General features: G+C 39.5%; 10 protein-coding genes. 8 read left to right on the top strand and 2 right to left on the bottom strand.

Annotated elements, in window-relative coordinates; all coding sequences use genetic code 11:
• Positions 1-42: 42 nt before the first annotated feature.
• From CEF17_RS01215 to CEF17_RS01245, 7 genes are all read left to right on the top strand, one after another.
• Entirely contained in the window at positions 43-516 is a 474-nt protein-coding gene (locus tag CEF17_RS01215) for a TRAP transporter small permease (protein WP_232725383.1), read from the top strand.
• Between the two features lie 5 nt (positions 517-521).
• Positions 522-1,796 carry a TRAP transporter large permease gene (locus CEF17_RS01220; RefSeq protein ID WP_083465550.1) on the top strand — a complete coding sequence of 425 codons (1,275 nt, stop codon included), beginning with the start codon at positions 522-524 and terminating at the stop codon, positions 1,794-1,796.
• Positions 1,797-1,808: 12 nt separating this feature from the next.
• Positions 1,809-3,062, top strand: coding sequence for a nickel pincer cofactor-dependent isomerase, group 22 (locus CEF17_RS01225; protein WP_100397954.1), 1,254 nt, complete (start codon positions 1,809-1,811; stop codon positions 3,060-3,062).
• A 29-nt stretch (positions 3,063-3,091) separates the two neighbouring features.
• Positions 3,092-4,528, top strand: a complete 1,437-nt coding sequence (locus tag CEF17_RS01230) for an aldehyde dehydrogenase family protein (RefSeq protein ID WP_100397955.1) — start codon at positions 3,092-3,094, stop codon at positions 4,526-4,528.
• Positions 4,529-4,576: 48 nt separating this feature from the next.
• Positions 4,577-5,737 carry an iron-containing alcohol dehydrogenase family protein gene (locus CEF17_RS01235; RefSeq protein WP_232725552.1) on the top strand — a complete coding sequence of 387 codons (1,161 nt, stop codon included), beginning with the start codon at positions 4,577-4,579 and terminating at the stop codon, positions 5,735-5,737.
• A 15-nt stretch (positions 5,738-5,752) separates the two neighbouring features.
• Positions 5,753-6,751, top strand: a complete 999-nt coding sequence (pdxA, locus tag CEF17_RS01240; RefSeq protein ID WP_100397957.1) for a 4-hydroxythreonine-4-phosphate dehydrogenase PdxA — start codon at positions 5,753-5,755, stop codon at positions 6,749-6,751.
• Positions 6,752-7,182: 431 nt separating this feature from the next.
• The gene (locus CEF17_RS01245) at positions 7,183-7,962 is read left to right on the top strand and encodes a hypothetical protein (RefSeq protein ID WP_100397958.1); all 780 of its coding nucleotides are present in this window, start codon (positions 7,183-7,185) and stop codon (positions 7,960-7,962) included.
• Between the two features lie 55 nt (positions 7,963-8,017).
• On the opposite strand, the gene CEF17_RS01250 is transcribed toward CEF17_RS01245, so the two are convergent.
• The gene (locus CEF17_RS01250) at positions 8,018-9,322 is read right to left on the bottom strand and encodes a peptidoglycan-binding protein (RefSeq protein ID WP_100397959.1); all 1,305 of its coding nucleotides are present in this window, start codon (positions 9,320-9,322) and stop codon (positions 8,018-8,020) included.
• 596 nt (positions 9,323-9,918) lie between these two features.
• Here CEF17_RS01250 and CEF17_RS01255 point away from each other — a divergent pair.
• Positions 9,919-11,283, top strand: coding sequence for a hypothetical protein (locus tag CEF17_RS01255; RefSeq protein ID WP_100397960.1), 1,365 nt, complete (start codon positions 9,919-9,921; stop codon positions 11,281-11,283).
• Positions 11,284-11,365: 82 nt separating this feature from the next.
• Here CEF17_RS01255 and ytvI read toward each other — a convergent pair whose 3' ends face one another.
• On the bottom strand, positions 11,366-12,496 hold the full coding sequence (ytvI, locus tag CEF17_RS01260) for a sporulation integral membrane protein YtvI (RefSeq protein WP_100397961.1): 1,131 nt from the start codon (positions 12,494-12,496) through the stop codon (positions 11,366-11,368).
• Positions 12,497-12,699: the final 203 nt, after the last annotated feature.

The raw sequence follows: 12,699 nt of genomic DNA on the forward strand, positions 1-12,699 counted from the left end.
TGTTTCTTACTCGGCCCCCTTTTTGAAAGGTAGTGACTGAATGTGAGTATAATCGTTCGTGGTATTGATTATATAAATTGGGTAATTAAATACGTCATAGGAATTACACTAGGTTCTATGGCAGTAATTATTGCCTACCAGGTATTTTCTAGATACGTACTGGGAACCTCTCTTTCTTGGTCAGAAGAGCTTTTACGGTACCTGATGGTCTGGGTGGTTTTTTTAGGTGCAGCAGTAGCTTTAAGGGAAAAAAGCTTAATTGGGATAGAAATGTTTGTAGAACGATTTCCAGAAACAATACACAGAATTCTAAAAGTTTTTTCTTACATAGTTTGTATGGTGTTCTTTATTTTCATCATGTATAAAGGGATAAACGTTTTAGAATCTGTAAGCAATCAACGTTCTCCTGCAATGAGGATCTCAATGGTATGGGCCTATGCAGCAATGCCTATAGGAGCCTTCTTTATGCTTTTAAATAGTGTTGCAGTACTTATTGAGATGTTTAGAAAGGAATGAGTTAATTGGTCACAATCCTAGTTATTACACTCATCCTGTTGTTCATGTTTAGTGTTCCCATTGCATTTGCATTAGGAATATCATCAACAGTGGCTATATGGTTATCGGGAACTATGCCACTAGAGAGTATTGTGCAAAGGATGTTTAATGCGTTAGACCTTTTTCCATTACTGGCCATACCGTTTTTTATACTTGCGGGAAGCTTAATGGAAACAGGAGGTATTTCACGACGTTTGATTAATTTTGCTAATGTGATTGTTGGTGAAATGAAGGGTGGCTTAGCAGCAGTTGTCGTTGTCACCTCAATGTTCTTTGCAGCTATTTCTGGTTCAAGTCCAGCAACAGTTGCCGCGATTGGTTCTATTTTGATTCCAGCCATGATTGCAAAAGGGTATCACAAGGATTTTGCTGCTTCTGTCCAGGCTGTTTCTGGGGGAATTGGGGTTATTATTCCGCCAAGTATCCCTCTGATTTTATATGGAGTAACAGCTCAGGTTTCAATTGGTAGTTTGTTTCTGGCAGGTATCCTTCCTGGAGTAATGTTAGGCATTTTATTGCTTATTACTGTTTATATCATTTCTAAAATGAGAGATTACAAAGGCGGGGAAAGTTCAAATTGGAAAGAAAAAGGCGTTGCTTTTAAGGACGCATTATTAGCATTAATGATGCCGGTTATTATTCTTGGGGGTATCTATGGGGGGATCTTTACTCCAACAGAAGCTGCGGGTGTAGCTGTAGTCTATGCATTTATTGTAGGATTCTTTGTGTATAGAGAAATTACTGTAAAAAATCTTATGAATATTTTCATAAAGTCCTCTATTACAACGGCTATTATCATGATTATTATTGCAAATGCCGGTGTATTTGCTTATATACTAACTAGGCAGCGAGTGCCTCAAACAATCGCAGAACAGTTCACACAATTCACAGAAAGTCCGCTTGTCTTTCTATTGATTGTAAATGTGTTCTTGCTTATTGTGGGGATGGTGTTTGAAACTTCAGCCGCAATTATTATTTTGGCTCCAATCTTAGTGCCTGTAGCTATGACTATGGGAATTGATCCGGTTCATTTTGGTATTATTATGGTTGTAAACTTGGCTGTAGGAATGGTTACACCACCAGTAGGTGTCAACCTATTTGTAGCAGCCCAAATAGCAAACACTACCTTAGAGCGGATAGCTTGGGCGGTCATTCCTTTCTTGATTGTACTCATAATAAATGTGCTGATCATCAGCTATATACCGGAAATTTCTACTTTCTTGCCTTCAATCTCAAATTAGGAGGGATTTATTATGACTTCTTATCCCAAAGTTGCTAAGATACGTCAATCTTTTGATCGACCACAAGTCACGGCCATTGAACAAGTGGTTTCTGAGGAATTAGACAAAGAAGCCATTAAATGCCAAATTAAACCGGGTGCAAGTATTGCTATTACAGCTGGAAGCAGAGGAATTGCAAATATTGCATTAATCATTAAAGAAGTGATCAGGCAGTTAAAAGAAAAGGGAGCAAACCCATTTATTGTCCCAGCCATGGGAAGTCACGGCGGAGCCACAGCTGAAGGACAGGTTAAAGTGCTTAATAGTTTAGGTATTACGGAAGAATATAGCGGAGCCCCTATCAAATCTTCTATGCAAACAGTGCAAATAGGGACAACTGAAGAAGAACTGCCCGTTTATATGGATAAAAATGCTTATGAAGCTGATGGAGTAATTGTTATGGGAAGAATAAAGCCCCATACTGATTTTCGTGCAACCATTGAGAGCGGGATTTGCAAGATGGCTTCCATTGGACTGGGGAAACATGATCAGGCTTTAGCTTTGCATACATTAGGCATTCACGGAATTAGGGATGTGATGCCTAAGGCTGCAAAAGTAATTTTTGATTCCGGGAAAGTATTATTTGGGATTGGAATTGTCGAAAACGCTTATGATGAGACAGCGATTATTGAGGCGATACCTACTAAGAATATCTTTGAAAGAGAAGCTGAACTATTACAGCAAGCTAGCCAGTTTATGCCTTCCCTCCCTGTGAAAAATTGTGACATCCTTTTTGTTGATGAAATTGGAAAGAATTTCAGCGGGACGGGTATGGACACAAACATTATCGGGAGGATTAGAATTAGTGGAGTGCAAGAACCGGAAAATCCCCAAATTAAATATATTATAGTTGGTGATGTGAGTGATCCTTCTCATGGTAATGCCTTAGGCATTGGATTAGCAGACCTTACGACTGAACGTTTACTTAATAAAATTAACTTTCAGGCAATGAATGAAAATGTAATTACGAGCACCTTTTTGGCACGTGCTTCTATACCGATTGTTTTAAAAAATGATAAAGGGGCATTAGAAGCAGCAATGCGTGGTAATTGGGGAGTTAATGGGGAGGACACACGTTTTGTAAGAATACCAAATACTCTTGAGATTTCTACGTTATATGTTTCAGAAACGGTATTTGAAGAGATAAAAGACGATAACTCAATTGAAGTCCTAGAACCTCCTAGGGAGATAATTTTTGATGATAAGGGTAACTTCCCTAACTTTTAAATATTTTTATTAAATGGAAGGTGATTAGAATGAGTGAAAAAGTAGTACATTATCCCCACTATATTGGTGAAGAGAAACTTACGAACAATGAAGTTATTAATGTTGAGGATAAATTTGAAAATACCCCTTTAGCCACGATTTCAAGGGGGTCAAAGACGGAAATTGATAAAGCTGTAAAAGTGGCAAAAGAAACGTTTGAAACCATCAAACTAACTCCTACAGAAAGAGCTGATCTTTTGGTAGCTGCAGCTCAAAAGTTTAAAGAGCGTAAGGAGGAACTTGCTGAAACGATTGCTCGTGAGGTTGGAAAAGTAATTAACGATGCCCGGGGTGAGGTAGATAGAGGTATTCAAACCTTTTTGGCAGCAGCAGAGGAAGGGAAAAGAATTACCGGCCACACTGTTCCAGTAGAAGGGCAGAGTGGAAATGAAAATAGAATGGCTTTTACAATTCGTCAGCCTGTAGGCGTAGTAGCGGCCATTACTCCTTTTAATTTTCCTTTTAATTTAACTGCTCATAAGCTTGCCCCTGCGTTGGCTGCAGGCAATACTATTGTATTAAAACCTGCTGAAAAAACACCACTTAGTGCTATTAAGATGGTTGAAATATTGAGAGAAGTAGGCTTTCCGACGGGATATTTAAATGTAGTAAATGGTTATGGCCATGAAGCTGGACAGCATTTATTAAAGCATCCAGATGTAAATATGTATACCTTTACTGGAAGTCCAGATATTGGTCGTCTAATTAAAAGTGAAACTGGAATCAGGAAGGTAACATTAGAGCTAGGCAGTAATGCTCCTAATATCGTACATAAGGATGTAGAAAACCTTTCGGAAATTGCTCAATCATGTGTTCAAAAGGGTGTCATCCACAATGGCCAGGCTTGTATTTCTGTCCAAAGAGTTTACGTACAAGAGGAGGTTCTTGATGCATTTTTAGAGGAGGCAAAAAATGCAGCTGAATCCTTAGTGGTAGGCGATCCAATGAAGGATGAAACTCAAGTTGGTCCTATGATTGATAAAAAGTCTGCTGAAAGAATTGAAAGCTGGGTAAACGAAGCAGTAGAACAAGGTGCTACTGTGGTTTCAGGTGGGAAACGTGAAGGCTCCATCTATTATCCAACTGTATTGACAGACGTAAAACCTGAAATGAAAGTAGTATGTGACGAGGTTTTTGCTCCAGTTATTGTAGTTGTTCCTTACAAAGACTTTAATGACGCTATAAAACAAGCTAATGATTCCCGGTACGGGCTTCAAGTTGGTGTATTTACTTCCAATATCCACTTAGCAATGGAAGCAGCAAAAACTTTACAATTTGGTGGAGTAATTATAAATGACGTATCCACATTTAGAGCTGATGTCATGCCATATGGCGGTATAAAAGATAGTGGTGTGGGAAAAGAAGGGCCTAAATATGCCATCGAAGAAATGACTGATGAGAAAATTATTGTTTTAAATAATAAGTAGCGGAGGGATAGTATGAGGAATACATGGACAGTACACTCAACTGAAACGATGGTTTTTGGCAATGGAGCTATTCAGGAACTACCGAAGCTTTGCAGAAAATTTGATGCTAAGAACGTATTAATTGTGACTGACCAAGGCATTAGGAATGCGGGCTTAGTCGAGGTGATCTTAGAGGTACTATCTGATTTTAATGTAGAAGTCTACGATAAAGCTGTGCCAGAACCACCAGTAGAAAGTGCCGTAGAATGTTTGGAAGAAGCGAAGAAACAAATGCTGGTCGATGTCATTATTGGTTTAGGCGGCGGAAGCAGCATTGATTTAGCAAAAGTTGTGGCGCTTTTATTAGAACACGGAGGCGAGCCTAAGGACTATTTTGGCGAAAACCAAGTGCCTGGAGCGATAGCCCCATTAATTGCTATTCCTACTACTGCAGGTACGGGATCTGAAGTTACTTCAGTGACTGTCTTAACTGATAATGAAAATAAAATAAAAACTGGCATTTCAGATAACAACTTAAGACCAAAAGCTGCTTTACTTGATCCGGAATTAACGCTGAAGTTGCCTGCTTATGTGACTGCATGTTCTGGAATAGATGCATTAAGTCACGCTGTGGAAGCTTATACAGCAAAAGAGTCACAGTACATTGACGCTGAAGGAGAGCTTTTATTTCAGGGTGCAAATCCTATGAGTGATTCGCTTGCACTGCAGGCTATTCGTTACATTGTTGAATACCTGCCATTAGCCGTTAACCAAGGGACTAATAAAGAGGCTCGTTATTATATGTTACTAGGAAGCCTACTTGCCGGCCAGGCATTTTCAAACGCTGGCACTGCGGCTGCGCATGCACTTGCATATCCTATTGGAGGAATCGTAAAGTCTCCCCATGGTGAACTAACTGGTTTATTACTGCCTCATGTATTGAAACACAATAAAGCGGTAATAACTGATAAACTAGCTTTTGCAGAAAGAATGGTAGATTCTACAAAAGCAGACCTTAATAAGAATGAGGCCGCTGATTCGTTTATTTCACGTATCGAACAGTTATTAGTTGATATTAATTTACCGGCTCGTCTATCTGAGATTGGTGTAAAAGATGAAGATATTGATACCATTGCTGAAAAAGCACTAAAAATCGAAAGACTGATCAGAAATAATCCTAGAGTACCAACAGTTGAAAGCTTTAAAACGTTATTAAAGAATGCATTGTAGAAAGAGAGGGTTCCTATGACTAAGCCAGTAATTTGCATGACTATGGGAGATGCGGCAGGTGTCGGACCGGAAATCATTATGAAGGTTCTTACAGACTCGGAAGTTTACGAATGGTGTCATCCTCTTGTCGTGGGAGATGCTAAAATATTACAACGCGCTGGAGAAATAGTAGGTTCTAATATGCCTATAAATTCAATTCACTCTGTTAATGAGGCTAGATTTGAAGTAGGGAAGGTTGATTGTGTAGATTTAGATTTGCTACCAGAGGATCTTCCTTTTGGAGAAGTTTCTTCAAAGGCTGGTGACGCAGCTTATCGTTACATTGAAAAAGCGGTTGAACTAGCTAAGAATAAAGAAATAGACGTCATTTGTACTGCTCCTTTAAACAAGGAAGCTCTACAAAAAGGTGGTCACAAATATCCAGGACACACCGAGTTATTAGCTCATTTAACAGATACAAAGGAATTTGCAATGTTTCTTTCTTCACCTAAACTGAAGGTAATTCATGTAACCACCCATATTGGTTTAATAGATGCTGTTAATAGTATAAAGCCTGAAAGGGTTTATAACGTTATAAAGATGGCAAATGATACCTTAGTTAAAGCTGGAATAAATGAACCACGGATTGCTGTCTGTGGGATTAATCCACATGCAGGTGAAAATGGTTTATTCGGCTATGGTGAAGAAGAAGAGAAAGTACTCCCTGGAGTAAAGAAAGCGCAAGAAGAAGGGATTAATGCTACAAACCCTCTTCCAGCTGACACTCTTTTTTTCCGTGCAGTTAGAGGAGACTTTGATGTGGTAGTAGCTATGTATCATGATCAGGGACACGGCCCTATTAAGGTATTAGGTTTAGAATCTGGGGTTAATATTACTGTGGGACTGCCAATTTTAAGAACAAGTGTAGATCATGGAACGGCTTTTGATATTTCAGGGAAAGGCATTGCTGATGAGGCAAGCCTTAAAGAAGCTATTCGTCAAGGGGTAGAATTAGCACCAAGGAATATTCAATAGAGGATAAACGCGTATTACACCTAAAGTTAGACCGAACATGGCTACGTTTTTAGTAGCTGGTCTTCTTTAGGTTTTTTGTTTTCATTTACAGCAGTGTCTTATAAAATAAAACTTATCAACAACAGACGTTTTGTTAGTTTATTACTAATTACCTTAATAAGTATAAAAAATAATAAAAGAGTAAAGAGCACATATACAAAGAGTACAATGTTGTGAAAGTTATAATGGCCTTTAGTATAAGACTACCTTCAGGATTCATTTTTATTGCGTCAACCCTATAATCATTCAACGGTAATCATAGTTAAGGTGTAGGACTTCCTTACCTCAGATAAAAAGGACATTGTAATATCCTTACAAGTCTATAGAAGGAAATTTTCCTAAGCTAGGTCTCTTGTACCAAATGAGAGTAAAGAAAAAAGGAGAGTAATACAGTGGTTGAGGTAAATACTAGAGAATTAGCAATATGCGGGATAAAAAGTAGTACTGCACATTTGAAAAAAGCTGTCTCTTTTGCAGAGTTAGAAAGAGACAGCGTTGCTGCTGATTTCCTGGCTCATAGAATAAAAGTCATCCAGGGAGAAGACAGGAAGGCAGCTGCAGCGAATACCATCACATATATAGCTCTTGCGACCGCTGGCCTTTATTATTTTTCATTAAAGAATAAAGTCTTTCCCTCGTTTATCTGGGGAGATTCTATGATTGGAGAAAGTATGGAAAGGCCGTTAACATTATCTGTTTTTCTACAAGATTTAGAGTTTTCCAGGGTGGAAATAACAGAAGAAGTAAGTCTCAAGATTGCAGGAAAGTTATTTCACAGCCAGCAAAGAGTAATACACACACTTTCTGTACTAAGCAGCCTTCCATTTAATCAATGCTGGGCGTTATATGATCATGGATTCTTAAGTGCTTCTTCTCTTTTTCGATTAACTCTACACGAACGAGCAAGAGTAGAAGAAGGTAGACTGGGATTAAAACGTCTGCCGCCTGAAGTCTTTGGAGCTGTGCGTAATCCATTTGATGTTAAGCGCAGATATGTAGATAGCTGGTGGGAACCAGTCGAAAAACTCTCTTTAAAGGCTACCTGTTGTTTAATGTACAAAACAGGCAGACGAAAGGAGTATTGTTTTACCTGTCCTAAACTCACGAAACAAGAGAGAGAAAAGGCAGCGTTATCCTTTCAACAGCAGTACGGTATCAGAAAGCCTTGGTAGTAAAAGATCCCCGGATTTTTCCTAAAGCAGGATAGCCGGGGATCTTCTTATATTATTAGTCAATGACAGTTACTTGTACATTTTGGCGGCCAAAGTTCACGGCATCTCCACGCTCTTGCATGTAAAGGTCGATGCGGTTTCCTTGGATGTTCCCGCCAGTATCTCCGGCCACAGCTTCACCGTAACCTTCTACATATACAGTAGAACCAAGTGGAATAACGTTAGGGTCAACTGCGACTACACTTTGATTCGGATTAGCATTAAGGTCAATACCAGTAGCTGTTACACCAGTGCATCCTGCGCAGTTAGCAGTATATGCAGTAGCTTCCATAGTCATAGTTTGTCCTTCAGCTTCGCTTACGTCAGCTGTGTCTTCTTCAACTGGAGTTTCAGCTGCAGGCTCCTCTGTTGCAGTTGGAGTTTCTTCTGCAGGCTCTTCAGCCGGAGCTTCCTCTTCTACAGGCTCTTCAGCCGGAGCTTCCTCTTCTACAGGCTCTTCAGCCGGAGCTTCTTCTTCTGCAGGCTCTTCAGCCGGAGCTTCTTCTTCTGCAGGCTCTTCAGCCGGAGCTTCTTCTTCTGCAGGCTCTTCAGCCGGAGCTTCCTCTTCTGCAGGCTCTTCAGCCGGAGCTTCCTCTTCTGCAGGCTCTTCAGCCGGAGCTTCCTCTTCTACAGGTTCTTCAGCCGGAGCTTCCTCTTCTACAGGCTCTTCAGCCGGAGCTTCCTCTTCTACAGGTTCTTCAGCTGGAGCTTCCTCTTCTACAGGCTCCTCAGCTACTGCAACAGTTGTTTCTTCAACTGTTGCAGTGCCTACGGTTGAAGCATCGCTTCCGTTAACTGCTTCATGGAGAGCTGAGAATGTTTCTGGGCCTGCTAAGCCATCAACAGTAATACCTTGAGATTTTTGGAAATCTACTACTGCCTGGTGAGTAATAGGACCAAAGATCCCATCTATTTTATATTCATAAAAGCCAAGAGTGTTTAAATCTTCTTGCAGAGAGCTTACTGTTGCTCCTTCATCCCCTTGTTCAAGAATGGAGAGGGAGCTGATGGTTTGAACGCCTGCTAAGCCATCTACAATCAGACCATTTTTTTCCTGATATGTTGTTACTGCTTGTGTAGTTTTAGCATCATATGTTCCAGTTATGTGCTTATCTTTTAAAAGGTTATTTTCGTTTAACATTGACTGGAGCTCTTCTACATGAACGTGATCCTTGCCTTCATAAAGAAGCTTAGATCCAAGTTCTGCTCCTGCTGCATCATCATTTGGTAATCCTAAAAATACTGCTGCTGCTAAAGCCGGCGCACCGATCCATTTCATTTGCGGCTTTAATTTGTTTAATGTTGATTCTTTTACCTTCATGTGTGAAAACCTCCAATAGAGAAGTCATGATTTGTTCGACGCTTTGAATCGTATCAAGACTTTCCAGGAGAGACAATAGATTTCTAAGCTATTTAAATGAATTGAAATGTTTATGTAACATTGGAAATGCTGTGTTAATACAAATTGGAAATAATATTAGGGATAATGAGAAAATAATCGAAAATCTCAAAAAGTATGGGACGAGGTTTTTCTTTGAAAAAGGGATAAAAAAAGAAGAAATATAGGGGAACATGTAAAACAAAATGTCGAAATTACTAGTATACATTAAGTGTAATAGATATAAGAAGATAGTGAAAGAGTAAATTATAAAAAAATAATAATTAATACTATTCTCTTTTTAGCAGTCAGTTAAACTATGAAATATTATAAGCAAACAAAAAAGCAAATTAAAGGAAATTACCAGACATTAGATTAGAAGGAGTTGGAAGAACTTCTTTTGTAGTTGGTAAGGCCCCTGCTTATTTAGGGGAGAAGGCCGGGTAATTGAAACGGTAGATTAATAAGCGTAAAGTAAATGGGTATAAAAGAGAAGGAAGCTACTAAACATTTAACAATAAAAAAGGAGCAGCAACACGATGAAACGAATAAGTGGGCATTTATATATTTTTTATTCTTTAGTTCTGCTTTTATATATCAGCAATGTATTTATTGAAAGTCGGGCATTAGCGTACATTGTAGGTACCCTTGCGATTCCCCTGCTTTTCATATCGTTCCTCGGAGCTGCAAATCTTTTTCGTATCTTAGGTTTTTTATTCATAAGTGCAGGGGCCGGGATGTTCATTTATGCGGGGCTGCCAGTCGCGGAACTTCCATTTTACATGACTTCTACAATGCCGCTTCTTGCTTTTTTAACCATTCTTCCTTGGATGAATGGAGTAGTTCGTGCTGGTCGTTTTGATCGCCGCATTAATCAATTGATGAAAGCCAATGTTTCAGATTTGGGAAAGCTCTATACACGAAGCTCTTTTACATCATATATTCTTGTGGCCTTTATCAATTTGTCAGCTCTTCCCCTTGCACAAGGAGTGTTGTTAAAAAACCTGTCTACTATGAAAAAGCAGCTGCGGGACTCATTTGTCAGCAGGACAACCTTAAGGGCTTTTGCTGTTGCGTTAGCCTGGAGCCCTATGGAAATTATGGTTGCTATAACCGTAGACGCTACCGGTGTTAGTTACTTAACTTACTTACCTTGGCTGCTATTATGTTCTCTTATTGCACTCTTCATTGATTTATTATGGGGGTATATGGCTTTTCGAAAACACGGATATCAGCCTGCGATTGAAAGTGAACAACTCTTTCATCCTATACAGGTAGCTGTTCAAATTATGAAACTGTTCTTAGCATTATCTATCTTTTTGGCTCTAGTGGTGTCAATTGGAAATGTAACCGGGCTTGATTTCATATTAACGGTAACCCTTGTTATTCTGCCATTTGCCATCGGCTGGTCGCTTTTAATGAAACGTTGGAAGACTTTTAAGGTTATTGGCTGGGTGACATGGAAAGAACGGACAAACGGAATGCAGAATTTCGTAGTATTATTTTTATCATTAGCTTTTTTTTCAAGCAGCTTAAATGAAACACCTTTCCTTGATCTGATTCAGCAGCCTTTTCTGGGAGCAGCGGAGTACCCTTTAATCATATTGTTTCTTATTCAGTTCACTTATTTGGCCATGAGCATGATTGGAGTACACCCGGTAGCTACAGTTGGTGTACTGATTGAAGTGCTGCCTCCCCTCTATGAAATTATCAACCCGATGAGCATAGGAATTGTCCTCGTCACTGGGGCCTTAGCGACCGCTTGTGCGGGCACGTATGGTATTACCGTCACGATGACTTCTATGAACACTAAGCAAAACCCCTATCGGATCACGTTGAGAAACCTGCCATTCGCGCTAACTTATGGTGCAGTCGGCGTAATCATGGGTTATTTGCTTCTCTAACCAATAGGTTTAGGATTCTTGTCTACTAAAACACACGTAAAAAAGGCAGCCTATCTTTGAAGAGGCTGTCTTTTTTACATTTTCATTCCTTTTTTGATGGCGCCCAACCAAAAAGGATAAAATTCTTAATATCTTCTACTACTCCTATGTCAATGAGGATAACGATGATAACTAAAAGCAATGGGCCTAAAAACAAGCCAATGGCTCCAAATAGCTGCAGTCCTGCAAATAGCGAAATCAATACTGCCAGAGGATGAAGATTCATGCTTGATGACAGCACCTTTGGTTCAACAAGCTGTCTGACGATTACAATGATCCCGTACAAAATGGCCAGAGTAATTCCAAGACCAATTTGGCCGGTAATAAATAAATAAACAAACCAGGGGATAAGGATGGTTCCGGTTCCCAGATAAGGGAGAAGTTCGGCAACACCAACCACAACCGCAATTGTAAGGGCATGCTCTATGTCTAAAATGGCGAGCCCCAAGAGAACAATTATAAATGTAATTGTCATCAATATAAATTGAGCTTTTAGGAAACCGAAGACCCTAATTCTCATTGCTCTTCCAAAAGACAGTCCTCTCATTCTTATGGATTCAGGAACCTTTATTGTTACCCACTTCGTTATCTTTTTCCAATCTTTCCCTAAGAAGAAAACAGAAAGAAGAACGAAAAAGAATACAACGAGTAGAGTCGGCAGGGCGACTGCTACAGAGGTGAGCCAATCAGCTAGTCCTTGTCCCAGTGTTCCTAATATATTTCCAAGCTGTGCACCTAATTGGACAATGCCTTCTTCAAGCGTTTGTCTCTCCTGGCTGTTCATATTATCCAACAACCCTGTCAGCTGGTGCCAAAAAGGGAGCACTACTTCATTAAAAAACTGCTGAATGTTAATGGAAGCTGTTGCAAACCATTGAGGAAGCTGTTCAGAAAAATTTCTCACGCCATAAATGATGAGAAAGGTAATGCCAGTAATAACACCGCCTATTAAGCTGATGCCTGTTAGTAATCCAATTAGTGAGGCCAAACCAGCAGGAAACCGTAATTTTTCCTGGAGAATACGGACTAAAGGCATGAGCATCCATGTAATAAATGCCGCAATCCAAAAAGGGTATGTAAGCGAGAAAATTTGCGATATAAGCCATATGAGTATAACGATTGTTAGTGCTGATCCTGCAAATCTAAAGATCATCCATCCCTGTTCTTTTGTCATTCTTTCCCTCCTAACACAAAAACAGGCTCAACTTTCCTTTCCCCTAATGAAGTTACAATTACACCTGGTGCCTGGCACCATAAATGAATGTAACAAACCTGTAATAAAGGTATGGACTTTGATTATTGAAGGTTAAAGGTGTAACAAAACTTATAAAAAAATTTAAAATTTGTTTAACATACTTAGATTTTGGTTATTGATTA

The sequence above is a fragment of the Bacillus sp. FJAT-44742 genome, assembly GCF_002797315.1.
In the GTDB taxonomy this organism is placed as follows: Bacteria; Bacillota; Bacilli; order Bacillales; family Marinococcaceae; genus Thalassorhabdus; species Thalassorhabdus alkalitolerans.